Below are 26331 nucleotides of genomic sequence, written 5' to 3'. Positions count from 1 at the left end.
ACTGAAACACGCCCGCGACGGGCATGTACTACGACTACTTCGGGCTGAAGGCGCCGCCGTTCACGATCGCGCCGGATCCGCGCTACCTGTACATGAGCGAGCGCCACCGCGAGGCGCTCGCCCATCTGCTCTATGCGTTTCAGGGCGAGGGCGCGTTCGTGCTGCTGACCGGCGAGGTCGGCACCGGCAAGACAACGATCTGCCGCGCGCTGCTCGCGCAGCTGCCCGAGAATTCCGATGTCGCGCTGGTGCTCAATCCACGGCTCGGGGTCGGCGAGCTGCTGGCGACGATCTGTGACGAACTCGGGGTCACGCACCCGGAACATCGCAACAGCCTCAAGGCCTGGATCGATGTGCTGAACGCGCATCTGCTGGCCGCGCACGCACAGGGGCGCAATACCGTGCTCCTGATCGACGAGGCGCAGAACCTCAGCGCGAAGGTCCTCGAACAGCTGCGCCTGTTGACGAATCTCGAGACCACGACCCGCAAGCTGTTGCAGATCGTGCTGGTCGGTCAGCCGGAACTGCGGGCCCTGCTGGCGAAACCGGAACTGCGCCAGCTCGCCCAGCGCATCACCGCGCGCTATCACATCGAGCCGCTGCGCGCCGACGAGCTGCCGGTCTACGTGGAGCATCGGCTGGAGGTCGCCGGTGCTCGCAACACCCTGTTCGAGCGCAGCTGCTTTGCGCCGCTGTACCGCGCCAGCGGGGGAATTCCGCGGCTGATCAACAGCATCTGTGACCGCGCCCTGCTCGGTGCCTACGCGGAACACCGGCGCCTGGTCGATGCGCGCATGATTCGCCGCGCGGCCGGCGAGGTGCTCGGTTCCGATCCCGGCCGCAGGCCCGCCTGGCTATGGCCGGCGGTGGCGGGGGGGCTGGCCGGAATCGCCGCGATTGCCGTTCTGGCCTGGTGGCTTGGACACGAGTCCGGACGCGCCGTGGTCGCCGCACCCGCCGAAGCCGAACCGATCGAGCGGCCCGCGATCGTTGCCGGAAACCTGCCGGCGCCCGTGCCTGGGGCGATCACTGCCGTGGCGGCGGAGATTCCGCAGTCCCCCGCGCCCGCGGCGGTACCCGCCGCAACGGCCACAGGCAGTGACGGCGGCGTTTCGTCCGCCCCCATCGCAACGACGCTGGACTGGGCCGCCGTGCGCAGACCGGACGCGGCGTTTCGCGCCGTGCTCGAACGCTGGCAGGTCGAGGCTGGCGGCGTCGACGCCGAGCGGCCCTGTGCCGCGGTCGAGGCCGCCGGGCTGGCCTGCCTGGAAGCGGCCCTGGACTATGACCGGCTGCTGGCCCATGACCGGCCCGCGGTGCTGCACCTGTACGCCGCCGATGGTGGCGACGGCTGGCTCGCGCTGCTCGGCGCGGACGAGCGGAACGTCACGCTGGGCTACGACGGCGAGCGCCTGCACTGGCCACGCGAGCGGCTCGCGACCGCCTGGTTCGGTGACGCACAGGTCATCTGGCGTCCCGCGCCGGGCGGGGCGACCGTGGTGGCTGCCGGCGATGCGGGCGAGGGTGTGCGCTGGTTGCAGACGACGCTGGTCGCTCTGGGTGCGACCGACGTACTGCTCGACGCTGGCCGCTTCGGCGATGCGACCCGCGCCGCTGTCATTGCGTTCCAGCAGCAGCACGGCCTGACCGCGGATGGCATTGTCGGTCCGCGCACCATCATGCGGTTGCGCGCGGTGCGCGGCGACGCGGGCCCGCGTCTGGGCGAGGGCTGAGATGTCGTACCTGCTCAAGGCGCTGGAGCGATCGGACGCCGAACGCCGCAATGCGACGGCACCCGGCCTGCATACGCCAGCGCCCAGGCCCGCCGCGATAGAAGGCCCTCCGGCCCGGCGCATGCTGTGGATGGCGCTGGTCGTCGTCGCCGTGCTCGCGGTCGGTCTGGGCTGGGCGTTGCTGCGCGATGGCGCACCACCGCCTGCCTCCCCATCCGCGGACGAGGCGTCCGCCGTGGCTGTCGTGCCCGAGCCGGAGCCGATCGCGCTGGCAGCGGCACCTTCAGCGGTCCCGGCGGAACCCGTTGTGGCACGGCGAGTCCCCACCCTGGATGCCGAGGCCATCGCGGCCGCACGTACCCGCATGCTTGCCGAACGTCGCCAGCGCCAGGCGCGGGCCGAGCCGAGCAGGGTCGAATCCGCGCCCCTGCCAGCGAGCGGAGATCGCGACGAACCGGAGCCCGCGTCGGGGGTCGAGCTCGCCGCCGGCCCGGATGAGCCGGCCATTGAGGCCTTGCCGCCCGAGCGCGAGCCCGTGTCGACACCGCCCGCCGAGCCGGCGCCGGCGCATCCCCTCGCCGAACCCGTCGTGGTCGAGGCCATCGCGAGCAGGCGTTCGCCGGGGCCGCAGCCGCGGTCGGTACACGCGCCGCCACAACGGCCCGCGACGCCGGCTACCAGTGGCGTCCCGAACCTGTTCGACCTGCCGATCGAAAGGCGACTCGACATTCCGCAGGTCGGCATCTCCATGCATGTGTATTCCGACACAGCGGCCGAGCGCCTGGCGCGGATCAACGGCCGGCTATCGCGCGAGGGCGATGCACTCGACGGCGCGCTGCGGCTGCGGGAAGTGACGCCCGACGGGGTGATTCTCGAATTCGGCGACCGGGCCTTCTCGCTGCGGCTCGATCAGCGCTGGCTGCCGCCGCATTAACTGCAGGGAGTTCGTCTAGACTTCGCTCATGCGAACGCTGGACCAATGGTTCGATGCCTACCGCGTGAGTCACCAGCACCCACGCAACATCGCGCTGCATGTCGTATGCGTGCCGGCCATCGCGCTCAGCGTGGTCGGCCTGCTGGCGGCACTGCCCGGCCCTGCATTTGTGGAGCCTTGGGCGTTTATGCACTGGGGCACGCTGGGGCTTGCGCTCGTGATCGCCTACTACCTGCGTCTGTCCGTAGCCTTGGGGTTGGGGATGGCGCTGGTGGGCGGGGTCTTTCTGCTCGGTGTCGAAGCGCTCCAGCGGCTGCCCTGGCCGGTCTGGCAGACCAGTCTCGCCATCTTCATCGTGGGCTGGATCGGCCAGTTCGTCGGCCACCTGATCGAAGGGCGCCGGCCGTCGTTCTTCGAGGACGTGCAGTTTCTGCTGATCGGCCCGGCATGGGTGCTGGCGCACCTGTATCGGCGTCTGGGCATCGGGTTCTAGCTTCCAGCTTCCAGCTTCCAGTTCCCAGTTCCCAGTTCCCAGCGGCTGGCGGCTGGCGGCTGGTGGCTGGTGGCTGGTGGCTGGTGGCTGGTGGCTGGTGGCTGCGGTTGAACTGGCGCGCGGCTGGCCCTACATTCCCGAGCCAGTTGTTTCCGAAGCCGCGCAGACCAACCGCAGAACATGAACGATAACGCCACGATCGAACGCCACGAATTTCAGGCCGAAGTCCGGCAGATCCTGGACCTCGTCATCCATTCGCTGTACAGCCATCGCGAGATTTTTCTGCGCGAGCTGATCTCCAACGCCTCGGACGCGGTCGACAAGCTGCGCTTCGAGGCGCTCGGCAACGACGCGCTGTATGCCGGCGACAGCGAGTCGCGCATCGACCTCGCGCTGGACGAAAAGACCCACACGCTCACGATCAGCGACAACGGCATCGGCATGTCGCGCGAGGAGGTCATCGACAACCTCGGCACCATCGCCCACTCCGGCACGCGGCGCTTTCTCGAGCAGCTCAGTGGCGACGCGAAGAAGGACAACCGCCTGATCGGGCAGTTCGGCGTCGGCTTCTATTCGGCGTTCATCGTGGCCGACCGGGTCGAGGTGATCACCCGGCGCGCCGGCGCGGAGCCCGCCGATGCCGTGCGCTGGGAATCCGACGGCAAGGGTGGCTACACGCTGGAATCGGTCGAGAAGGCCAGCCGCGGCACGCAGGTCATCGTGCATCTGCGCGAGGATGCGTACGAGTTCGCGGAGAATTTCCGCGTGCGTGACATCGTGCGCAGGTATTCCGATCACATCGCCGTGCCGATCCATCTGAGCGTCACGGACGCAGACGGCAAGACCGGCGAGTCCGAGGCCATCAATCGCGCCTCGGCACTGTGGATGCGGCCCAAGGCGGAGGTCAGCGACGACGACTACAAGGCGCTATACAAGCACATCGCCCACGACTTCGAGGATCCACTGACCTGGATCCACAACCGTGTCGAGGGCAACAACGAGTACAGCTCGCTGCTGTACATTCCGGCCCGCGCGCCGTTCGATCTGTGGGATCGCGAACGTCGCCATGGCGTAAAGCTCTATGTAAAGCGCGTGTTCATCATGGACGACGCCGAGCAGCTGCTGCCGGGCTACCTGCGTTTCGTGCGCGGCGTGATCGATTCCGATGACCTGCCGCTGAACGTCTCGCGCGAGCTCCTGCAGAAAAATCGCGTGATCGATTCCATTCGCAGCGCGTCGGTCAAACGCGTGCTGGGTCTGCTGGAGTCGATGGCCGGCGACAATCCCGAGCAGTATGCGAAGTTCTGGTCGCTGTTTGGCGGCGTGCTGAAAGAAGGCCCGGCGGAAGACCACGAGAACGCCGGGCGCATCGCGAAACTGCTGCGTTTCGCATCCACACGCAGTGAGGGCGACAAGGCCGACACCTCGCTGGATGATTACATCGCGCGCATGCCGGAGGGGCAGGACAAGATCTACTACATCACGGCCGAAACCGTTTCGGCCGCGCGTCACAGCCCGCATCTGGAGGCATTCGAGGCGCGTGGAGTCGAGGTGCTGTTGCTTGGCGATCGCGTGGACGAATGGCTGGTCGCGCATCTGCCGGAGTTCGCGGGCAAGTCGCTGGTCTCGATTGCGCGCGGCGAGGTGGACCTGGACGCCATCAAGTCCGCAACCGAAGGCCAGACCGCGGATGAATCCGACAGCGCGACCGATCCGGCACGTGCCGACAAGGCCGTGCTGAATCGCATCGCTACGGCGCTGGGCGAGCGCATCAAGCAGGCGCGCGCCAGCAAGCGGCTTACGCGTTCGGCGGCGTGTCTGGTGGCCGACGAACACGATCTCAACAGCAATCTGGCGCGCATTCTCAAGGAGGTCGGCCAGGAAGTTCCGGCGCATCAGCCCATACTGGAAGTCAATCTCGCGCATCCGCTGGTGCAACGCATGGCCGATGAATCCGACACCGATCGGTTCGGCGATCTGGCGCGGGTCCTGTTCGATCAGTCCGTGCTGGCCGAGGGCGGGACGCTCGAGGATCCGGCCGGATTCGTCCGGCGCATCAACGAACTCCTGGTGCGGGCGCACTGATCGGGTTAGGCGCAGGCAAAAATCGCGCCATTCGCGCCGAAAAACCGCGCAAGACAGTATGAAAATGAACTGCCCGTACGCTTTTGCGGGCGGCTGATATACTCCCCTTCAAGCCAAGAATCTGCGGAGGGCCAAGTGGCCGTAACCGAACTGACGCAAACCGATTTTGACCAGACGATCACCGACAACGGGTTCGTGATCGTGGATTTCTGGGCGCCTTGGTGCGGCCCGTGCCGCTCGTTCGCCCCGGTCTACGAGAAGGTCTCCGGCGAGCACGATGACATCGTCTTCGCCAAGGTGAACACCGAGGACGAAACCGCACTCGCGCAGATGTTCGGTATCCGCTCGATCCCGACGCTGATGATCTTCCGCGATCAGATCATCATCTACAGCAACCCCGGGGCATTGCCGGAATCGGCGTTTCAGGATCTCATCGGTCAGGCGCGCAATCTCGACATGGACAAGGTGCGGGCCGAAATCGCCGCGCGGCAGGAATCCGCAAAGGCCTGAGCAAATCGATGAACGCCGTTGCGGTCCGGGAGTTTCTAAGCGCGACGGTCAGGTCGGACCAGCCCAGCGTCGGCCGGCTGCTGGATCTCTGCGAACAGAACTACCGTCGCGTGCTGCTGCTTGTGCCCGATCTGCGGCTGTGGAGCGGCGCGCGCGAGCCCATTGAAGATGCCGGCGTCCAGTACACCTTTCACGTCGACGAGCAGACGCCGTACACCACCGCGCTGCGCATGATCTGTCGCATGGCCACCGCGGCCGGTGCGCGTTCACGCGAAACACTGGAAATCCATCTGCGTATCTATCACGACGCGCGCCAGGCCGAAGTCACGTTCCTCGCCTGCGATGGGGTGCTGTGCCGCGCGTTCAGCGCGCAGTCGCCGGATCGCCGCGGGCTGCGTCTGAAGTGGGCCGTGAACCTGTTTCTGGAAAAATGGCTGCGCTGGCAGCTGGCCCGCGACCGCCGCTTCGGCGATCCGCCACCCGCCGCCGCCTGATCCCCCGGCGGCCCGATGTCCGCCTCGGTGGATTTTTTTCGGCACCGCTTGCAACAGATCATCTTGCCGCCATGATCCGTCCTGTAAAACAGGCACGATCCGCGTCCCCGCAACAGGAGATTCAACCCATGCGCAAGCTGATGACCGCCGGTGCACTCGCGCTGGCATCGTTCGTGGCCGTCTCGCCGGCCCAGGCGTTCATGGTGACCTCGGCACAGGCCGATGACTACATCGTCGTCGCGCCGGGAGACACCCTCGGCAAACTGGCCGGCAATCGCTGGCGCGCGATGTGCGAACTCAACGCACTGGCCAATTGCAACGTGATCTCCATCGGCCAGGTGCTCGCGCTGCCGCCGAATCGCTGAGCGCTGGATGCTGCCAAGGAAACTCTGAACGATTCAGAGTTTCCCGCGGCACATGGAGGTGTCGCCGAACGGCGGCTGCAAGCCGTTGAAAGGGAACCCCTGAAGAATTCAGAGTTTCCTGCGGCACAGGGAAATTCCGCCTTTTTTCGCGGCAGCAAGCTGTCGAAAGCGCGCGAAGTCGAACAGGGCGCTGTGTTCCCGTCCACCCGTCGGGGATTCGTCGCGGCCGGCTACGGGGGGCTGCCGGCTGTGAGGGAAGTGGGAGGGGCTTAAGCATTGTTGTCACTGCGTCAGCCGGTTTTGGGACGCAACGCAGGCTTGCCCGTGGGCTGAGACCAGACCAGAAACCGGCGGGATCTATCTGGAAACGGCCATTATTTTTCCCAGCACGTCCGGAACTTCTCCGACCGCGCTCAGTTCGAAAGCGTGAACATGACTGCATCGATCGCACTGGGCGTCTTCGTTCTATTTGTCGTCGGTTCGATCTGGTACGTCTACCGCTACCGGGGCGAGGTTCGATACGCGGGCTTGTCGGAATATCTGCGCAAGGGCTGGCCTGTTTTTACCCCGCTCAACTGCCTGCTCTATCTCAATACCGAAAAACGCGCGCGCAGGGCCATCATGGATACGGCGGATTTCCCCGAGCTGCGGGAAATCCAGGAGAACTGGGAGCTCATACGCGAAGAGGCTGTAGCGCTGACCGAAATCGGCTTTTTCGACCAGACAACCCGGGAAGGCGAGGCCTCTTACTACGATGTGGGGTTCCGCACTTTCTACAAATACGGCTGGAGCAAGTTTTACGTCACCTGGTACGGCTATACCCACGCGTCGGCGAAGAGACATTGTCCTAGAACGGTCGACATCCTTTCCCGGGTCAGGACTGTCAATGGCGCGATGTTCACCTTGCTGCCGCCCGGCTCAAAACTCACCCGCCACCTTGATCCGGCCGCCGTCTCGTTGCGGTTCCACCTGGGGTTGAAAACGCCCAACGATGACCGCTGTTTCATCAATGTCGATGGTCGGGACTATTCGTGGCGCGATGGTGAAGCGCTGATCTTCGATGAAACCTACCTCCATTACGCCCTGAACAACACCGATCAATCACGCCTGATCCTGATGTGTGATGTTGAACGTCCGATGGGCATCATCGGCCGAGCGGTCCAGTGGTTTTACAAGGGGATTGTCCGATTCTCAGTGGTGCCGAATACCAGTGAAGATAAACAGGGCGCTTACAATCGAGTCTTTGCGACTCTCTCACCGCTACTGAAGCGCACCAAAGAACTGAAGAAAACCAACCGTCCGCTCTACAAGACGCTGAAATATATTGTCAACAGCCTGTTATTGGTCCTGCTGGGGGCCGTTGTATATGGGGTCGTTCAGCTGATTCTGCTCGCGTTTTGATCGAGATCGCCGGATAACCCGGGGAAGGTCTGGGCAATTCGTCCCGGATTGCCAGAGCAGTGAAAACGAAAAGGTGCAATTTTTCGTTTTCTTGCATTTTCGACGTCCTACGCCCTTTGAAAATGGTGGCACGTCCATGTGCCGCGGGAAACTCTGACAATTCAGAGTTTCCCTGGAGTTTGAATTCCGTGGCGAGGCCACTGCAGTCAGCCTGCGGTCTGCGCAACCGGCCCAGGCTCCTGGCTTGTGCGCTGCCGGTGCAGGCTCGGGTCCACGACCTCGGCCATGGCCGCCTCGTCCATCTCGCGATCGAGGAACAGTGCAATTCGCCGGGCCATTTTCTGGGGCTCGGCGATCACCTCCGCGTGGTTCAGCCACAGCACCTGCACGCCGCGGTGCTGATCGAGCAGCTTTTTCAGCGCGGCCAGTTGGCCGGCATAGGTCTGCCTGAGTTTTTCCTGCGGCAGGCGCGCGCCCTTCTTGTCCAGGTTCTCCAGCATCCGCGCCTGCGAGGCAGTGACCTCGTCCAGGTCGCGTTCCATGAAAACGACGCGGTAGCGGTGTGGCTGCGGCGGCAGATAGGCCAGCAGTTGCGCGATGATCTTCACGGCCTTGCCGTCGGCCTCCGGCAGCCAGCCGCGGTCGGTCATCAGGCGCTTGGCGCGCTCGAATTCGTAATAACCCCTGGGGTTGTCGCCGTCGGCTGCGCGCTGGCCGTCGGTCAGCGGCGGCAGGCCGCCGGCCTCGAGCATCTGCATCATCATGCTGGTGCCTGAGCGCGGCAGGCCGGAAACGACCACGATCTCGCACGGGGGCTGATCGAGGACCGGGTCGCGCGGCGGCTCGGCGTTCGGATCGTCGAGCTTCACGGGTTTCACGTCGGCGCCGCCGTCGATCTTTGCCAGTCGCGCCATGCGCCGGGCGCGATGTTCCTCGACGCGCTGGCCGATCTCCGCGATCGCCCGAGTGTGTTCCTCGGCCTTCTCCCTCATGGCCGTCGAATTGCCGAGCACATGCGCATACAGGTGTTCCAGGCGACGATGGGCATCGAGAAAGTTCGGGTTCTGGCTGACCGCCATCTCGAACGCCTGCGTGGCGCGCTGGTAGCGTTTCATGCCTTCCAGCGCGAGGCCGAGGCAGTGGTGCGCCCACGGGAACTGGTAGCGCAGTCCGATGGTTTTCAGCGCCAGCTGCGCGGCCCGCTTGAATTGCCGCCGGTGCAGGGTGACGCGGGTCAGGCCGAGGAAGGCGTCCGGGTGCAGCGGGTCGAATTCGATCACCCGCATGAACGCCTGCTCGGCGTCTTTCGGGCGTTTCATCTCCAGGTACACGCGGCCGATGAGCGTAAGCAGGCGCGTGGACTTGGGGCTGGCCTTCTCGGCCTTGTTCAACACCTCGAGCGCTTGCTCGTACTTGCCCTCGTCGAACAGCACGTTGCCAAGCAGGTAGTGCATGAAATACGGGCTGAAGCGCGCCTTGGACTGCAGGTTCAGGTACTGCTCGCGCTCCTTGACGCCCATCAGCGGCTTTTCTTCTTCCGCCTTCTCTTCCTCGGGCACATCCAGCGATTGACGCAGGCGCTCGGCCTCGGCCTCCTTCGTCGCCTCCTGCTCGAGCGCGGCTTCGTCCTGTTCGGTTGCCTCGCCGCGTTCGGCCTTGCGTTGTTTCAGCACCTTGTGGAACTCGCGCAGCTTTTCGCGCGCGGCGCTGGCTTCGTCCTGCCGACGCTGCAACAGGGTCTCGACGATCTCGCGCTGGAAGCCGGTCTGTCCGAGCATCTGCGCGCAGTACGCAAGGCGCACGCCAAAGCGGTGCTCCATGGGCCATTCCCCCCACAGACGCTCCAGGTGACCGATGGCGTGGGCGAAGCGCCCGGCGTGCATCAGGGACTCGGCGAGGTTGTAGTCCAGCTCGCGCTGGGTCTGCTTTTGCGCGACGGAGAGGTCCACGTCGGGCTTGTCGATGTAGCCCAGGTCCACGAGCTGTTGCATGGTCTCGGCACTGTCGGCGGTGGGCATCTCCTTGCCCTCCGGGTGCAGGCCGGCCTCACCTTCGACTGCGTCCCAGGACTCGATCCATTGCAGTTCGGGTTCGGTCTCGAAGCAGTCCAGCAGGGGTTCGCCGTCCATGTCCTCGCCGATCGGCAGGCCGTATACCGCGAGAATAGTCGGCGTCACGTCAAGCAGGGTCGCGCCGTGGACCAGGTGATCCTTGCGGATACCGGGACCGGCGATCAGGAACATGCCGTGTTCGCGGTGCTCGGCGGCGGGGCCGGCCGGCTCCTTCGGGATGGCGCGCGGGCGCAGGTGATCGGGGTGGAAGCCGTGGTCCGAGCACATGACGACGATGGTCTCGGCGAGGTCGATCTTGCTCAGCATCTGGCCGAGCATCAGGTCATGGAACTTGTAGCCCATGTCGATCACGTTCGAGTACAGCTCGAAGTCGCGCTCGGGTATCCAGTCCTGGCGCGGCGGGTGGTACTTCATGAAGCCGTGGCCGAAGTGGTCGATGCCGTCGAAGTACACGGCCATGAAGTCCCAGGGCTCGCGGTCGATCAGATAATCCGCGGCGGCCTGGACGCTGGCCGTCTCGGCGAGGATCTTCGCGACGCCGATTGCGCGCTTGTCCTTCTCGAGATCGATGTCCATGAGCTTCGGGATGAAAGGCTCGAGCACGTCGGCGCTCATCTCCTCCGGGCGCACGCGGAACTCGGCGAGTTCCTCGGCCAGTCGTTCGGGGTGAACCGTTTCCGGTTTCATCGGCCAGGGCTGGCCGACTCCCTTGTCGACCTTGGGGGCTTTTTGGAACATGTCCGAGACCATTACGCCGTTGATGGGTTCGGCCGGGTGACTGGGCCACCAGCCGACCACGGTGGAGCGCAGGCCCTGCTGGTTGAGGATGTTCCAGATCGCCTTGGTCTTGCGGCCGAGGTTGGTGATCGGCCGTGCGCCGCCGGCCGGATCGGGCTCGGCGAAGCCGTGGATGCCGTGTTTGAACGGGCGCTTGCCGGTGGCGATGCTGGTCCAAAGCATGGGCGAAAGCACCGGGTGCAGCGTGGTCAGGTTGCCGCGTGTGCCGCGCTCGACCAGCCCTTGCAGGATGGGCATCTGACCGGTGTCCATGAGGCGGTCCATGGTCTTCCAGTCGGCCGCGTCCCAACCGATCACCAGTACTTTATTAGCCATCTCTTGGTGCTCGAAAAATCAAAGTCAAAAGATTGCCACGCGCGCGTGGCGGACTACACCCGGAACGGATTGACCACCGTGACGCCGGCGTAGTCTTGCCCGGCGTTCAGGTCTTCCGAGTACAGGACCGTGGCCGCAAGCTGCTGGGCGGCGGCCACGATGGCGGCGTCCCAGTAGGCGAGCTGGTAGCGGTCTTTGACCATCAGCGCGGTACGCATCAACGCCGGGTCGGTGACGACCAGCGGTCGCTGCATGAACTGTTCGACCACGGCCGTGGCGTCCGCGTGGTTCATCGCCGGATGTGGGCCCCGCGTCGCGTTGACATAGAACTCCTGCAACACCTGAACGGAGACGCCCCAGTCCCCGGCCGCCAGCAGCGCCCTAGCGGTGGTGCGTTTGGCCTGCTCCGCGGGAGCGCTGGAGATCGCGTAGAGCAGGATGTTGGTGTCCAGGAATGCCTCAGCGCTCATGGGCCTGTTCGCGCGTCATGCGCCGGGCCGCCACGAACTCGCCGGCCTTGTCCAGCGCGGCGAACAGGGGCGCCGCACGATCCGCCTCCGGCGTGGCCGACTGCCGCAACTGCTCGAGATAGGCCCGGACCATGGCGCTGACCGAGGTACCGCGCTGCGCGGCGAGGATGCGGGCCTGACGGTAGGTCTCGTCGTCGACGGATACGGTGATGTTCTTCATGGCGATCTCACAGTCTCACAGCTACACAGTATAGCCGCGAATCGGCCTTGAAGCGGAAATTCAGCCACCGGCCCGGCAGGTGCGAATCCCGGTGAACGCTCACGCCGCGGTCATTGAGCTAGAAACGAAAAAGGCCGGACTGGCAACGCCAATCCGGCCCGTTCGGAGCGCCGGAGATCAGGCCGGCGCCGGTTCCCCCGCCAGTCGCTCCAGGGCCGCGTGGCGGCGCTCGCGATAGCGGCGGATGCCCATGGCGCCCAGACCCAACAGCGCCAGCAGCGGGGTGGCCGGCGAGGGGGCCGGCGTGCCGGTCGGATCGCAGCTACCAAGGCCCGAAGTCTGGCCGGCGGTGATCGAATCACCGCAGTTCTCGAAGGCCCACTCCGAGATCGTCAGCGTGGCGCCACCGTCCTCCCCCGGAAACAACTCGATATGGATGCGCGCCCAGCCGTACTGGGTGCCGGGGACGCCCGTGGAGCCCGTGAACCGGAAGCCCAGGTAACCGCTGGAGGTGTTAGAGAAGTTTCCAACGAAGCTGCTAGGAACGCCGGAAAAGGTTGATATCGAATACAGCGTGCCGATCCCAAACGCGCCCGCGGCGCCGATGAGTTGGCCAAAGATCAGATTGGCGGGAAACCCGCCGCTCATGAGCGCACGACCAGGGAGCCCGCCCGAAACCGCCGCCCAAACCGATCCGCTGGTTGTGGAGGTCTCCCCCCCCGAGTAGGTGTAGAAATGGTTCAACCTGAACTGCAGGTCGTCGCCGCCCGCGCCATCGATGTCCCAGTCAAAGGCTTGGAAACCAGAAGAACCAATGGAGAAGTTCTGCGGCATCGCATTGATATGGATGACGGCGGCCATCGCGTCACCGCCGGCGAAGGCCATGCCCGTGGCCGCAGCGGTGTAGCCGAGCAGTTCAGCCGGGGTCTTGCGGCTGCCTGTTCGCGCGGCGCGGCGCGCGTAGGCATCCAAGCTTGAGTCGAGTTCAGGAGTTTCGGAGTCGCTGCGGGTGTTCATTGCTTTTCTTTCCCGAGGAATTTGGTGTGTGATTAAACCCGTCAAAATAACGGCACTTTTCATGCCAAATTTTCAACCCATTGTTTATGCGTGGGTTTCAGGTTTTCGAACGTGGGCGGAGACGGGTTTTCGTGCCGGAATTGTAAAGTTTTTCGACACGGCGACGCGCACAAGTTTACAGCCGTGCCTGCGCCGCAGCCCTGATGGCTTGCGGCCACCGGAATCGGGCGCTGACCGGGACGGCCTGCGTCTGAGCCGCCCGTGGGGCGATGAATCAGGCCGGCGCGGCGGATTCCGCGAGGCGCTTCAGTCCCACCTCGCGGCGCTCGCGATAGCGGCGGATGCCCATGGCGCCGAGGCCCAGCAGGGCCAGCAGCGGGGTGGCCGGCGAGGGTGCCGGCGTGCTGACGGCATCGCAGCTGCCCACACCCGAAGTCTGACCAGCCTGAATCGAATCTCCGCAGTTCTCGAAGGCCCACTCAGAGATGGTCAGCGACGCGGAACCTCCTGGCCCGGGCCTGGCAGCGACGTGAATCTGCGCCCAGCCATACTGGGTTCCTGGCACCCCCGTGGCGCCGGTAAACCGGAAACCTAGGAGGCCCGTCGAACTAGGGCTAAAGCTTCCCCGGACACTCGAGGTAACACCGCTATAGGTGCTGACGGAGTAGAAGGGGCCACTCCCAAAGGACCCAGTGGGCCCAATAAGCGCGCCGGCGACCAGGTCGGCCAAGAATGTAGGCCCCTTCAGCGCGCGCCCTGGAGCGGCGAAGCCCAGCTCCGCGAACGCGGAACCGTAGGAGGTCCCGCCGCCTGTGTAAAAGGCGTGGCCCAGGACAAAGAAAAAGTCAGGGGCACCGGCGCCGTCTACATCGAAAAGGAAATTCTTCAACGAATTAGAGCCAACCGAGAATGTCTGCGGCGTTGTCATGTGCATGACGCTGGCCATGGCATCGCCGCCGGCAAAGGCCATGCCGGTCGCGGCGGCGGTGTAGCCGAGCAGTTCGGCCGGGGACTTGCGGCCGCCGCTGCGCGCCGCGCGGCGCGAGTAGGCGTCGAGGTCCGAGTCGAGATCGGCCGTCGCGACGTCGCTACAGGTTGTCATTTGCTGGTTCCCCGAGGAATCTGGAGTTTGGTGAAAACCCTACCGATTAAGCACGTTTCATACCAGATTTTTCAATCCGTGGTTTTTGCACGCGTTTCAGGTTTTCAACCGTGGGCGGAGGCGGGTTTTCGTGCCGGAATTGTAAAGTTTTTCGACACGGCGACACGCACAGGTTTACAGCCGTGCCTGCGCCGCTGCCGTGATGGTTTTGCGCACTCAGGGCTACGGAGGTGCATTTCCGAGAGGTTCAGCGGACTGTTGAATCTCTTTTCTCGGCCTCTCGCCGGCGCCGGACAATAATTTTTCCTTGCATCGGCGAGCCTGGGTGGCTTGATCGCGATGTGCTCAGATCAACCTTTCGGTTGCATCCGGGTGGCTCAGGAACGCGCGCGGGCTGGCGCTGTAGCCGTAGGCGCCGGACTGGTAGATCACGACCAGATCGCCGGGTTCGGCCTGCGGCAGTTCCATGCGGTCGGCGAGCAGATCGAGCGGCGTGCACAGCGGCCCGACGATGGAAACCGTCTCGCGCTCGGTTGAATCCATGCGGTTGGCAATCGCGACGGGATAGTTCTTGCGGATCACCTGGCCGAAGTTGCCGCTTGCGGCCAGATGGTGGTGCAGGCCCCCGTCCGTGACCAGGTAGACGAGTCCGCGCGAGACCTTTCGATCAATCACGCGGCAGACGTACAGCCCGGCCGGGCCGACCAGGTAGCGCCCGAGTTCGACGACGATCTCGGCCTCGCGCAGGATGGCCGGCAGCTGCGCGAGCTGTTCATGCAGGTTCGCGCCGATCGGCGCGAGATCGAGCCATTCCTCGCCCGGAAAATACGGAATGCCGAAACCGCCGCCGATGTTCAGGATCTGCACCGGTCCCGGCGCGACTTCGGCGAGCTTGGCTGCAAGCTCGAAGCTCGCGTTCTGCGCCTCGATGATCGATTCCGGCCGCAGGTTCTGCGACCCGGAGAAGATGTGAAAGCCGATGAACTGGACATCCAGCTCGGCCATGCGCGCAAGCACGGCGGGCACCTGTTCGGCGTCGATGCCGAACGGCTTCGGACCGCCGCTCATCTTCATGCCCGAGGTCTTGAGTTCGAAGTCCGGATTCACGCGTAGCGCCACGCGCGGCGCGACCCCCAGCTCGGCACCGATCCGCGCGATGCGGTCGAGTTCGCCCGGTGATTCGCAGTGAATGACGATGCCGGTCTCGATCGCAAGATTGAGTTCCTCGTCGCGCTTGCCGGGGCCCGCGAAGCTGATGTTCGCGTGGTGCATGCCGGACTGCATCGCGATCTGCAGCTCGCCGAGCGAGGCGACGTCGAGCCCGTCGACCTGGGCGGCGATATGCGAGACCAGTTCGGGCATCGGGTTCGCCTTGATGGCGTAGTGCAGATGCACGCGTTCGGGCAGGGCGTCGCGCACGCGCTGGATCTGTGCGTCGACCACGGCACGGTCGTAGAGATATAGCGGCGTGGTCTCCTCGCGCGCGGCGAGCGCGGCGATGGTTTCGCCGCTGGCGATCAGGTCCGCGCCGTGCACGGCGAACTGGTCCATGGCCGCATGCAGGAGTGGTGTGCGGCTCATGCGAACAGCGCCCGGTATTCGAGCGCCAGCGCGCGGCGGTCGATCTTGCCGTTGGCATTTCTGGGCAGTGCGTCGCGCACGATCACCTCGGCCGGCTGCATGTAGTTCGGCAGGGCGCCGCGGCAGATCTCCATGATCGTTGCGCTGGGATCGGTCTCGCCAGTGGCGACGATCAGCAGCACGATCGCCTGGCCAAGCATGGCGTGCTCGATCCCCACGGCCGCGACCTCGGCCACGCCCGCGCAGCGATAGACGACTTCCTCGACCTCGGTCGGGCTCACGCGATAACCCGAGGTCTTGATCATGTCGTCGCGGCGCCCTTCAAAGTAAAGGTAGCCGTCGGTATCGCGCCTGACCAGATCGCCGGACCACACGGCGGTCTCGGCGACGGGAATCTCGCCGGGCCGGCACGGCGCCGGACGGTAACGTTCGGCGGTGCGCGCGGGGTCGTTCCAGTAGCCGAGTCCGACCAGTGCGCCGCGGTGCACGAGTTCGCCGGTCTCGTTCGCGTCGCACTCGCTGCCGTCCTCGCGCACGACGAGGATCTCGGCATTCGGGATCGCACGGCCCATGGAATCCGGCCGGCGGTCGATTTCCGCGGGCGGCAGATAGGTCGAGCGGAACGCCTCGGTCAGCCCGTACATCAGGAACACCTGCGCCTTCGGCACCTGCGCACGCAGGGCGTCGAGCACCGCGCGTGGCATCTTGCCGCCGGAGTTCGTGAGATAGCGCAGATGCTTGTCGAGCCCGGCCGGCCATTCGAGCTGCGCGAGCTGCGCCCACATCGGCGGCACGCCGGCGAGCCCGGTGATGCGGTCGCGTTCGATCGCGCGCAGCACATCGCGCGGCAGCAGAAAATCCAGCAGCGTGACCGATGCGCCGGTCAGGAACGCCGTCGTGAGCTGGCTGAAACCATAGTCGAAGCTGAACGGCAGCGCCGCGAGCAGACGGTCGTCCGTGGTGTTTTGCAGGTACTCGGCCACGCTCTGGGCACCGGCGACCAGGTTGCGGTGCGAGAGCACCACGCCTTTCGGCCTGCCGGTGGAGCCCGAGGTATACAGGATCGCCGCGAGGTCGGCGTCGATCGAGCGGTGCAGGGCGGCGCCGGGGGTGTCGGCGAATCCGGACCAGTCGAATACCGCGAGGCCGGAAGCTGTGACGGGTGCCGTGTCCACGCTGACGAGCGCGCGCAGGTCCGCACTCGCCGCGATTTCCGCGCCGAGGCCATCGAACCGCGCGGCCTGGCTGATCAGCACGCGTACATTGCAGTCGCGCAGGATGTGGCCGACCTGTTCGGCCTTGAGCACGGGATTGACCGGCACGAAACACAGGCCCGCGCGCGCGGCGGCGAACAGCGCAATGACGGTTTCAAAGCGCTTGGGCAGATAGACCGCCACGCGTTCGCCGCGTGCGAGACCGAGCCCGGCGATTGCGCCGGCCACGCGCTCCACCGCGTCGGCGAGTTGCGCATAGCCGAGCGCCTGTTTCGCATGGCGCAGCGCGATGGCATCCGGCGTGCGCTGCGCCGCTTCGAGGATCAGATCGCCGATCAGGGTAGGCATGAACTTGCCGCGAGTGGTTCGGCGCCGCCGGGCGCGGGCGCCTCAGTGCGTCACGGCTTCGCGGTGCAGGCCGTTGTCGTCGGCGACCAGCACTTCGCCGCCGTCTTCGTGCCAGTCCGCAAGCACGATGCGCTCGGCCTCCGTCGTCCCCAGTGCGACGGGGAAATCGCCGGGACGATGCGTGTGGCCGTGAATGAGTCTGCTGACCGACTGCGCGCGCATGGTTTCGATCACGGTGTCGGCGTTGACGTCCATGATGTCCGCCGGCAGCAGCGAGGTCGTCTCGCCGCTCTTCTTTCGATATTCGGCCGCCAGCGCGCGCCGCTCGGCGAGTGGGCGTGCCAGCAACGGTGCCTGCCAGGCCGGATCGCGCACCATGCGCCGCACCGCCTGGTACTGCACGTCATCGGTACACAGCAGATCGCCGTGCATGAGCAGGGTGTCGACGCTGCCGAGCTGCACACGGTGTGGGTCGTCGATGATCTGCGCGCCCGTGCTGTTCGCAAACGCGCCGCCGAGCATGAAATCCCGGTTGCCGTGCTGAATGAATACCGCAGTGCCGGCAGCGGTCAGATCACGCAATGCCCCGATGACTTCGCCATGACAGCCATCGCTGTCGTCATCGCCCACCCAGGCATCGAACAGGTCGCCGAGGATGTAGAGCCGCTCGGCGTCGCGCGCGCGTCCGGCGGCAAAGCGCAGGAACAGCGCGACCGTCGCCGGACGTTCGTCGGCGAGATGCAGGTCGGAGATGAACAGGCTTTGCGACATCGTGGCGCCGCGGAGTCTCGTTCAGCCTTCGATGACTTCCGCGCGTTCGATCGTGACGGAGTCGACCGGCACGTCGGAGTGGCCGGCGCGGTTGCCGGTCGCCACGCTCTTGATCTTTTCCACGGTCGGCATGCCGTCGACCACGCGGCCGAACACGCAGTAGCCCCAGCCGTCCTGACCCGGATAGTCGAGGAACTTGTTGTCCGAGACATTGATGAAGAACTGCGCGGACGCCGAATGCGGCGCGCTGGTGCGCGCCATGGCGATCGTTCCCACGCGGTTGCCGAGGCCGTTCTTTGCCTCGTTCTGGATCGGCGCGCGGGTCTTGCGTTCCTTCATGTCGGCGGTGTAGCCGCCGCCCTGGATCATGAAGTTGTTGATCACGCGATGAAAGATCAGGCCGTCGTAATGGCCGTCGCGCACATACTGTTCGAAGTTCTTTGCCGTGATCGGCGCCTTGGCGTGATCCAGCTCGATGTCGATCGTGCCGAGCGTCGTATGCATGCGGATCATTTCGGGGCCTCCTGGGTTCCGGTGGTGGGTTCCTGCGCAACGGCGGTTTCGAGAATGCGCGCCGATTCGATGACGATGTCGGTCTTCGGCACATCCTGGCGGAACGGTCCGCGCGCGCCGGTCGGGATCGCGGCCATCTCGTCGACCACTTCCATGCCCGCGACGACCTTGCCGAACACGGCGTAGCCCCAGCGCGAGCCCTTCTTGTTCAGGAAGTCGTTATCGATCAGGTTGATGAAGAACTGCGCGGTCGCCGAATGCGGCGCATTCGTGCGCGCCATGGCGATCGTGCCGCGGCTGTTCGTCAGGCCGTTGCCGGACTCGTTCTCGATGGTGGCACGCGTCGACTTCTGGTTGAGGTCCTTGTCGAAGCCGCCGCCCTGGGCCATGAAGCCCGGAATCACGCGGTGGAACACCGTGCCGTCGTAGTGGCCGTCGCGAACATAGGCGAGAAAGTTCTCGACGGTCTTCGGTGCCTTCTCGGTGTCGAGTTCCAGCACGACGGGGCCGAGGCTGGTCTTGAGTTCCACCTGGACGGCCTGCGCGGCCGCGGGCAGGGCGCCGGCCAGGACCAGCGCAAAAACGAGGGCGAAGCGGGACATTCGGGACTCCGGGAAGAAAAGGCGAGGGAATGGGCGCGCATGATAGCGGTCAGCCGCCCCGGGCTCCACCGCAATGCCGTCCATGCCGCCGCGCGTTTGGTGGCGCCGCCGGGCTTGGGCTACCATCGGCGCCCCCTTGCGGGCGAGTCCGCCAATGCTGCGCATCCACAACACCCTGACCCGCGACAAACAGCCGTTCGAACCGCTCGTGCCCGGCGAGGTCCGCATGTACGTGTGCGGCATGACCGTGTACGACTACTGCCACCTCGGCCATGCGCGCGTGCTCGTGGTGTTCGATGTGGTCTATCGCTACCTGATGCACCGTGGCTTCCGGGTCACCTATGTGCGCAATGTCACGGACATCGACGACAAGATCATCGCCCGTGCCGCGCAAAACGGCGAGCCGATGGATGCGCTGACGGGGCGCTTCATCCACGCCATGCACGAGGATGCCGACGCGCTGGGCGTGCTCCGTCCCACGCATGAGCCGCGCGCGACCGGGCACGTCGATTCGATGCTGGAGATGATCGGCCGGCTGCTCGACAACGGGCTCGCCTATGTCGCCGACAACGGCGACGTCTGCTACTCGGTGAAGGATTTCCCGGGCTACGGGAAGCTCTCGGGCAAGCAGCTCGACGACCTGCGCGCCGGCGCCCGCGTGGACGTCGCCGAGGGCAAGCGCGACCCGCTGGATTTCGTGCTGTGGAAGTCCGCCAAGCCCGGCGAGCCGAGCTGGCCCTCGCCCTGGGGCGACGGCCGGCCCGGCTGGCACATCGAATGTTCGGCGATGTCGACCGAGTGTCTCGGCGACACCTTTGATATTCATGGCGGCGGCATGGACTTGCAGTTCCCGCACCACGAAAACGAGATCGCCCAGAGCGAGGGCGCGACCGGGCATCCGTTCGTGCGCTACTGGATGCACAACGGCTTCGTGCGCGTGAACGAGGAGAAGATGTCCAAGTCCCTGGGCAACTTCTTCACGGTGCGCGAGGTGCTCTCGAGCTATTCGCCGGAAGAGGTGCGGTTCTTCATTCTGGCGAGCCACTACCGCAGTGCGCTGAACTACGGTGATGAGCAGCTTGACGCCGCACGCGGCGCCTTGACCCGGCTGTACACGGCGCTGCGCGGGCTGCCGGACGCGGCGCCCGCGGCGATTGTCGAGCCGCGCGCGCGGTTCACGGCCGCGATGGACGACGACTTCAACACGCCCGAGGCGATCGCAGTCCTGTTCGAACTCGCACGCGAGGTCAATCGCGTTCGTGAGGCCGACCCCGCCTCCGCCGCCGCCCTGGGGGCCGCGATGCGCGAACTTGCCGGCGTGCTTGGTCTGTTGCAGGGCGATGCCGAGGCCTACCTGCAGCAGGGCGCGGGCGAGGGGGGCATGTCCGCCGACCGCATCGAGGCGCTGATTGCCGGGCGCGCCGAGGCCCGCCGGGCGCGGGATTTCGCCCGCGCCGACGGCATCCGCGACGAACTCGCCGCGGCCGGCGTGACCATCGAGGACGGTGCCCAGGGCACGACCTGGCGCCGGGGCTGAGCCTGACGCGCCACTTAACGGCCGCCAGCACGGCGGCCGGTTCACGGCCGGAGTGGCGCTGGACGGGGCCTTTCGGTTAGCGTCTGCCCCTGGCTTGCAGGCCTCCGGAACTGCTGAATTGCGACTTCCAAGCGGATTTGGGGTAAACGAAGATGAAATTTGTCAATCGAGTGCTCGGTCTGGGCCTGCTGCTGGCGCCACAGCTGGCGCTGGGCGGGAACGGCGGCGCGATCGTTCACGCGCCGTTCGCGAGCGCGGTTCCGGGTATTGGCGGCCTCGGACTGGTCACCCTCGGGGTACTGCTCGGCGTGCTGGCCGCGCGGCTCATCCGGCGCCCGCAGGGCAGTGGATCGAAGCTGATGATCAGCGCGTTCGCCGTGGCCGCCCTTGCTTCGGGCGCCAGCGGCGTGAAGCTGATCGGTGACGCAAAGGCCGGCATGACCATGTTGGCCATGGTCCTCAGCGGCGGCGGTACGGTGGAGTTGCCGGACGAGAATGACTGCTTTCAGGTGTTCAACGACACGACCGTGACGCAGCAGATCATTGATGTCCAGGGCTACCCGCCCGCGATCCTGACCGCCTGCACGAACGGTGGAGTCTCCAACGGCGGTGTCTATCGCGGCACGTGCAGCGAGTCGCCGTCCACGGTGCTGAACGTGGGGGATTTCTGCGATATCCAGGTGAATCTGCCGGTACCGCCGTAGAGACGGCATTTCCATCACGCCGGCCGATCGCCGGCCGACCCTGATGGTTCACAGCTGAGCGCGGCACAGGGAGGCGCCGCGATAACAGGGGCTGACCATGCCCGGAGGCAATCCGGCTGACGTCGATTCGGGCGCCGTCTATCGCGCGCTGGGGCCGGACCAGGTGCTCAACGCACTGGAAAGTCTCGGCTGGGCCTGCGACGGCCGCCTGCTGGCGCTGAACAGCTACGAGAACCGCGTCTACCAGGTCGGCATCGAGGATGCCGAACCGGTGATCGCGAAGTTCTACCGGCCCGGACGCTGGACCGACGCCGCGATCGGCGAGGAGCACGCCTTCGCGCGCGAACTCGCCGACGAGGAGATTCCCGCCGTACCGCCGCTGGCCGACGACAGCGGCAAGACCCTGCACCATATCGGTGGATATCGCGTGGCGGTCTACCCGCGGCGCGGCGGGCGTGCGCCCGAACTCGACGACCTCGACAATCTGGAGATTCTCGGCCGGCACATGGCGCGTGTGCATGCCGTCGGCGCCGTGCGCCCGTTCGCCCACCGGCCCGTTCTGGACGTGGCGTCGTTCGGCGATGCGTCCCGTGATTATCTGCTCGCGAACGACTGGCTGCCCGGGCATCTGACCGCGGCGTACGAGTCGGTCAGCCGCGATGCGCTGGAGCGGGTGCGCGCCTGCTACGCACGCGCCGGCCGGGTCGGCGCGATTCGGCTGCACGGCGATGCGCACCCCGGCAACATCCTGTGGCGCGACGGCGTGCCGAACCTCGTGGATTTCGACGATTCGCGCATGGGGCCGGCGATCCAGGATCTGTGGATGTTTCTGAGCGGGGATCGCCCCGATCGCACCGTGCAGCTCGATGCGATTCTGGAGGGCTACTGCCAGTTTCGGGAATTCGATCCGCGCGAGCTGAATCTGATCGAGGCGCTGCGCACCCTGCGCATCATGCACCACGCCGCCTGGATCGCCCGGCGCTGGGACGACCCGGCGTTTCCGCCGGCCTTTCCGTATTTCGCCGAGCCGCGGTTCTGGGAGGACCACGTCCTGACCCTGCGCGAGCAGATGGCGGCGATGGACGAGGCGCCGCTGGTCTGGAGCTGAGTCCGGAGGACGCCTGGCCGCGATTCGGTGTCCCCGGTTGGTCGGTCCTTTCGTGCGCCGGCAAGCGCAGGGCCCGGGGTCAGAACGCTGCCCATCCAACCCGTCGGCGCGACAGATTTGCGATTCCGTGACCGCCGGGCGGGCCAGAATCCGCACCTACCGAGCGCTCGGGTCGGGCTGGACTCGGCCGGGCTGCGCTGAATTACGATCCGATGACAAAAAAATAAGCGAGTAAATTCAGTTACTTGACAAGATCAAGGCAATTTATGGGCAAGCAAAATACCGTGAATTGTGTTGTTGCGGTGGGCGCATTAGCATCTTCGAACTTTCTGATCTGACCGGGCGCACCATCGGTGTGTCGGGGTTTCCTTGTGTCTCCCTCCCGTCAGGTCGATGTCAATCCGTGAGAACGGGGCCGCAGGGCAACGTTTTCAAATACCCGCCGCGGGCCGATGCCGCGGGCACCTGGCAGTCAGCAGCGCTGGAGGAAATCAGGTCTCATGTTTGCGTATAACCCATTCGCCGAACTCTCGGCGATCATCTCGCCGGAGATCATGCAGGGCTACATCGTCCTGATGGTCATCCTCGTGATCGGCGGCACGATTCTCGACATGATGCACAAGCAGAGTGCCAAGTATTTCTTCGAGAATGCCAAGAAGGCCCAGAAGAGCGCGAAGCGCCAGCTCAGCGGCGGCGAAAAGGCGGGCCTGGCCCTGCAGACGCTGACCAACGAGGTGCTGACCTCTTCGGAGTTCAAGAGCACGCGTCGCCGTATCTCGCACCTGTTCACGATGTACGGGTTCGTGCTGTTCGTGCTGGCCACCGCGGTGCTGATCTTCGCCTACCCGACGTCGACCGACGCCGGAATCTGGCCGGTGATCTGGCATGTGGGCGCGATTGCCCTGTGCATCGGCGGTTACTGGTTCTGGTTCTCGATCCGCGTGGATGTCGCTTCCGAAGGCGTGAAGTGGTATCACCTCAACGGTCGCGGCGACCTGTTCATCCTGGGCCTGCTGTTCTCGGCGACGTTCGGTCTGCTCTGGTCGATCACCCAGCAGAACGCGGTCGCCGGCTGGACCATGGCGTTCTTCGTGCTGTTCGTCGCGGCCAGCACCATGCTGTTCGGCACGGTGTTCTGGTCGAAGTTCGCGCACATGTTCTTCAAGCCCGCCGCTGCCTATCAGAAGAAGGTCATCAAGGCCGACGGCTCGCGCGAGAATCTGCCGGCTGACTTCGACCTGTCGGATCCGGCGGTTCACGCCCGGTTCCCGGACGTTCCAGAATACATGGGCAAGAATCCGCCCAACATGGGGCTCGGTATCAACCGCGAAGCGCCCCGTCACTACTGATCAAAAGTTAAGGAGTATTCACAATGCCAACTTTTGTCTACATGACCCGTTGTGACGGTTGTGGTCATTGCGTCGATATCTGCCCGTCGGACATCATGCATATCGACACGGTCACCCGTCGTGCCTACAACATCGAACCGAACATGTGCTGGGAGTGCTACTCCTGCGTGAAAGCCTGTCCGCATCAGGCGATCGACGTGCGCGGTTATGCCGACTTTGCCCCGCTCGGTCACTCCGTCCGCGTCAAGCGCGACGAGGAGAAGGGTGTCATCGCCTGGCGCATCAAGTTCCGCAACGGCAAGAAGGACATGGACCTGCTGGCGCCGATCACCACCAAGCCGTGGGGCAGCGCCATTCCGCAACTGCGTGAGGTTCCGGCGCCAAGCGCCGAACAGCGCAAGAGCCAGCTCCTGTACAACGAGCCGAAATACATCCGCCTTGATGATGGTGACATCCACACCCTCAAGTCGAATGGCCTCAAGTTGAAAGCCGGGGTGTACTACTAATGAAATTCAAGACTATCGTTGAAGACGGGATTGACATCCTGGTCGCCGGCGCCGGCCTCGGTGGCACCGGTGCGGCGTTCGAGGCCCGCTACTGGGGCCAGAACAAGAAGATCGTCATCGCCGAAAAGGCGAACATCGACCGTTCCGGCGCCGTTGCGCAGGGCCTGTACGCAATCAACTGTTACATGGGCACCCGCTTCGGTGAGAACAATCCGGAAGACCATGTTCGCTACGCGCGTATCGACCTGATGGGCATGGTCCGCGAGGACCTGCTGTTCGACATGGCCCGCCATGTGGACTCGGCTGTGCACCAGTTCGAGGAATGGGGCATGCCGATCATGCGCAACCCGAAGACCGGTTCGTATCTGCGCGAAGGTCGCTGGCAGATCATGATCCACGGTGAGTCCTACAAGCCGCTCGTCGCCGAGGCCGCCAAGAAGTCGGCCGACAAGGTGTTCAACCGCATCTGCGTCACGCACCTGCTGATGGACGAGGCGAAGGACAACCGCGTGGCCGGTGCTGTTGGCTTCAACGTGCGCACGGGCAACTATCACGTCTTCAAGTCGAAGACCGTGATCGTCGGCGCCGGCGGTGCATCGAACATCTACAAGCCGCGTTCGGTCGGCGAGGGTGCGGGTCGCGTGTGGTACGCGCCGTGGTCCTCCGGTTCGGCCTATGGCCTTCTGATCCAGGCCGGCGCCAAGATGACGCAGATGGAAAACCGCATCGTGCTGGCGCGCTTCAAGGACGGCTATGGCCCGGTCGGCGCCTACTTCCTGCATCTGAAGACCTACACCCAGAACGGCCTCGGCGAAGAGTACGAGTCGAAGTGGTGGCCGTCGCTGCAGCAGATCGTCGGCAAGGAATACCTGGATCCGGAGGCGTCCCACCTGACGCACCGTCCGATCCCGACGTGTCTGCGCAACCATGCATTCATCTCCGAGGTGAATGCAGGCCGTGGTCCGATCCACATGGTCACGATGGAAGCGTTCCAGGACCCGCATCTCGAAGAGATCGGCTGGCACAACTTCCTGGGCATGACCGTGGGTCAGGCCGTGCTGTGGGCCGCGACCGACGTCGATCCGAAGTATGAAAACCCGGAACTGACGACCTCCGAGCCGTACGTCATGGGTTCGCATGCGACGGGTTGTGGTGCCTGGTGTTCGGGTCCGGAGGACATTTCGCCGCCCGAGTACTTCTGGGGCTACAACCGCATGACGACCGTCGAAGGTCTGTTCGGTGCCGGTGACGCCGTCGGTGGTACGCCGCACGCGTTCTCGTCCGGTTCGTTCACCGAAGGCCGTCTGGCCGCCAAGGCCGCCTGCCAGTACATCGACGACGGCAAGGCCGAGGGCATCGTGGTGACGGACACGCAGATCGAGCGTCGCCGCAAAGAGATCTACAAGCCGATGGAGCACTACAAGGTCTATCGCAACGAGATCACCGCCGGCAGCGTCAACCCGAACTACATCAACCCGCGTCAGGCCCTGGATCGCCTGCAGAAGCTGATGGACGAGTACGCTGGTGGTGTGACGGTCAGCTACATGACCAACGAGAAGCTGCTCAACATCGGTCTGAAGAAGATGAAGCTTCTGGAAGAGGACCTCGAGAAGATCGCAGCCGAGGACATCCACGAGCTGCTGCGCGCCTGGGAAGTCAAGCATCGGCATCTGACCTCGGAAGCCGTCATGCAGCACACCCTGTTCCGCAAGGAAACCCGGTGGCCCGGCTATTACTATCGCGGTGACTTCCTGAAGGTCGACGATCAGAACTGGCACGTGCTGACCGTCTCGCGTCGTGACCCCAAGACCGGGGAATACACGATGGAGAAGGCGCCCTGCTATCACCTGATCTCGGAAAAAGAAGAGAAAGCGGCCTGATCAATGTCGGCCGGGAGCATCCGCCGAGCGCGGACGCTCCCGGACCTTTGATCGCCCGAACCGAAAGATCAACAGCGAACCTGTTGATCTTTTTTTTCGGGCGCTCTGATCGATCCGTCCAGTATCGCCAGAGTGACGAAAGCGAGAACGCGCGACCTTATTTGTTGTCCTCATTTTCAAGCGCTGGCGCGCTTCGGAAATGGCGGCAG

At 64.9% G+C, this 26331-nt stretch carries 24 protein-coding genes; 14 read left to right on the top strand and 10 right to left on the bottom strand.

Going from position 1 to position 26331, the window contains the following annotated elements; all coding sequences use genetic code 11:
- The first annotated feature begins 23 nt into the window (after nt 1-23).
- The 8 genes from KDG50_05375 to KDG50_05340 all read left to right on the top strand — a co-directional run bounded on the left by KDG50_05375 (nt 24) and on the right by KDG50_05340 (nt 8015).
- A complete protein-coding gene (locus KDG50_05375; GenBank protein MCB1864839.1) occupies nt 24-1733 on the top strand; it encodes an AAA family ATPase in 1710 nt (569 codons plus the stop codon).
- 1 nt (nt 1734) lies between these two features.
- Nucleotides 1735-2667 carry a general secretion pathway protein GspB gene (locus KDG50_05370; protein ID MCB1864838.1) on the top strand — a complete coding sequence of 311 codons (933 nt, stop codon included), beginning with the start codon at nt 1735-1737 and terminating at the stop codon, nt 2665-2667.
- 28 nt (nt 2668-2695) lie between these two features.
- Nucleotides 2696-3160, top strand: a complete 465-nt coding sequence (locus tag KDG50_05365; protein ID MCB1864837.1) for a DUF962 domain-containing protein — start codon at nt 2696-2698, stop codon at nt 3158-3160.
- Between the two features lie 180 nt (nt 3161-3340).
- Nucleotides 3341-5245, top strand: a complete 1905-nt coding sequence (gene htpG / locus KDG50_05360; GenBank protein ID MCB1864836.1) for a molecular chaperone HtpG — start codon at nt 3341-3343, stop codon at nt 5243-5245.
- Nucleotides 5246-5380: 135 nt separating this feature from the next.
- Entirely contained in the window at nt 5381-5755 is a 375-nt protein-coding gene (trxA, locus tag KDG50_05355) for a thioredoxin (GenBank protein MCB1864835.1), read from the top strand.
- Between the two features lie 8 nt (nt 5756-5763).
- Complete coding sequence (locus KDG50_05350) at nt 5764-6249, top strand: DUF1249 domain-containing protein (protein MCB1864834.1); 486 nt, start codon at nt 5764-5766, stop codon at nt 6247-6249.
- A 128-nt stretch (nt 6250-6377) separates the two neighbouring features.
- The gene (locus KDG50_05345) at nt 6378-6614 is read left to right on the top strand and encodes a LysM peptidoglycan-binding domain-containing protein (protein MCB1864833.1); all 237 of its coding nucleotides are present in this window, start codon (nt 6378-6380) and stop codon (nt 6612-6614) included.
- 432 nt (nt 6615-7046) lie between these two features.
- The gene (locus KDG50_05340; GenBank protein ID MCB1864832.1) at nt 7047-8015 is read left to right on the top strand and encodes an aspartyl/asparaginyl beta-hydroxylase domain-containing protein; all 969 of its coding nucleotides are present in this window, start codon (nt 7047-7049) and stop codon (nt 8013-8015) included.
- A gap of 206 nt (nt 8016-8221) precedes the next feature.
- Here KDG50_05340 and KDG50_05335 read toward each other — a convergent pair whose 3' ends face one another.
- From KDG50_05335 to KDG50_05290, 10 genes are all read right to left on the bottom strand, one after another.
- Nucleotides 8222-11200 (bottom strand): alkaline phosphatase family protein, encoded by a 2979-nt coding sequence (locus KDG50_05335; GenBank protein MCB1864831.1) that lies wholly within the window; start codon nt 11198-11200, stop codon nt 8222-8224.
- 53 nt (nt 11201-11253) lie between these two features.
- Nucleotides 11254-11670 carry a PIN domain-containing protein gene (locus tag KDG50_05330; GenBank protein ID MCB1864830.1) on the bottom strand — a complete coding sequence of 139 codons (417 nt, stop codon included), beginning with the start codon at nt 11668-11670 and terminating at the stop codon, nt 11254-11256.
- On the bottom strand, nt 11660-11890 hold the full coding sequence (locus tag KDG50_05325; GenBank protein ID MCB1864829.1) for a ribbon-helix-helix protein, CopG family: 231 nt from the start codon (nt 11888-11890) through the stop codon (nt 11660-11662). Before KDG50_05325 ends, KDG50_05330 begins: the two co-directional genes overlap by 11 nt.
- 177 nt (nt 11891-12067) lie before the next feature.
- Nucleotides 12068-12970, bottom strand: a complete 903-nt coding sequence (locus tag KDG50_05320; GenBank protein ID MCB1864828.1) for a hypothetical protein — start codon at nt 12968-12970, stop codon at nt 12068-12070.
- Nucleotides 12971-13181: 211 nt separating this feature from the next.
- Nucleotides 13182-14009, bottom strand: a complete 828-nt coding sequence (locus KDG50_05315) for a hypothetical protein (GenBank protein ID MCB1864827.1) — start codon at nt 14007-14009, stop codon at nt 13182-13184.
- 345 nt (nt 14010-14354) lie between these two features.
- Complete coding sequence (locus tag KDG50_05310) at nt 14355-15590, bottom strand: pyridoxal-dependent decarboxylase, exosortase A system-associated (GenBank protein MCB1864826.1); 1236 nt, start codon at nt 15588-15590, stop codon at nt 14355-14357.
- The gene (locus KDG50_05305) at nt 15587-17152 is read right to left on the bottom strand and encodes an acyl-CoA ligase (AMP-forming), exosortase A system-associated (GenBank protein MCB1864825.1); all 1566 of its coding nucleotides are present in this window, start codon (nt 17150-17152) and stop codon (nt 15587-15589) included. The genes KDG50_05310 and KDG50_05305 overlap by 4 nt, the downstream gene beginning before the upstream one ends.
- A 42-nt stretch (nt 17153-17194) precedes the next feature.
- Nucleotides 17195-17923 carry a UDP-2,3-diacylglucosamine diphosphatase gene (locus KDG50_05300; protein ID MCB1864824.1) on the bottom strand — a complete coding sequence of 243 codons (729 nt, stop codon included), beginning with the start codon at nt 17921-17923 and terminating at the stop codon, nt 17195-17197.
- Nucleotides 17924-17944: 21 nt separating this feature from the next.
- Nucleotides 17945-18436 carry a peptidyl-prolyl cis-trans isomerase gene (locus tag KDG50_05295; GenBank protein MCB1864823.1) on the bottom strand — a complete coding sequence of 164 codons (492 nt, stop codon included), beginning with the start codon at nt 18434-18436 and terminating at the stop codon, nt 17945-17947.
- Complete coding sequence (locus tag KDG50_05290) at nt 18433-19038, bottom strand: peptidyl-prolyl cis-trans isomerase (GenBank protein MCB1864822.1); 606 nt, start codon at nt 19036-19038, stop codon at nt 18433-18435. Before KDG50_05290 ends, KDG50_05295 begins: the two co-directional genes overlap by 4 nt.
- Before the next feature lie 154 nt (nt 19039-19192).
- On the opposite strand from KDG50_05290, the gene cysS reads away from it, so the two are divergent.
- From cysS to KDG50_05260, 6 genes are all read left to right on the top strand, one after another.
- Nucleotides 19193-20575: a cysteine--tRNA ligase gene (gene cysS / locus KDG50_05285; GenBank protein ID MCB1864821.1), complete on the top strand. Its 1383-nt coding sequence runs from the start codon at nt 19193-19195 to the stop codon at nt 20573-20575.
- A 152-nt stretch (nt 20576-20727) separates the two neighbouring features.
- Nucleotides 20728-21279 carry a midcut-by-XrtH protein gene (locus KDG50_05280; protein MCB1864820.1) on the top strand — a complete coding sequence of 184 codons (552 nt, stop codon included), beginning with the start codon at nt 20728-20730 and terminating at the stop codon, nt 21277-21279.
- A 97-nt stretch (nt 21280-21376) separates the two neighbouring features.
- Complete coding sequence (locus KDG50_05275; GenBank protein ID MCB1864819.1) at nt 21377-22387, top strand: serine/threonine protein kinase; 1011 nt, start codon at nt 21377-21379, stop codon at nt 22385-22387.
- Between the two features lie 500 nt (nt 22388-22887).
- A complete protein-coding gene (locus tag KDG50_05270) occupies nt 22888-23736 on the top strand; it encodes an adenylyl-sulfate reductase (protein MCB1864818.1) in 849 nt (282 codons plus the stop codon).
- Between the two features lie 23 nt (nt 23737-23759).
- Entirely contained in the window at nt 23760-24242 is a 483-nt protein-coding gene (gene aprB, locus KDG50_05265) for an adenylyl-sulfate reductase subunit beta (protein ID MCB1864817.1), read from the top strand.
- Nucleotides 24242-26122 (top strand): adenylyl-sulfate reductase subunit alpha, encoded by a 1881-nt coding sequence (locus KDG50_05260; protein ID MCB1864816.1) that lies wholly within the window; start codon nt 24242-24244, stop codon nt 26120-26122. Before aprB ends, KDG50_05260 begins: the two co-directional genes overlap by 1 nt.
- Nucleotides 26123-26331: the final 209 nt, after the last annotated feature.

It is taken from the genome of Chromatiales bacterium (genome assembly GCA_020445605.1).
Taxonomy (GTDB): domain Bacteria; phylum Pseudomonadota; class Gammaproteobacteria; order JAGRGH01; family JAGRGH01; genus JAGRGH01.
The sequence above is the reverse complement of the archived record's forward strand: the minus strand, read 5'-3'. Positions and strand labels throughout refer to the sequence as shown.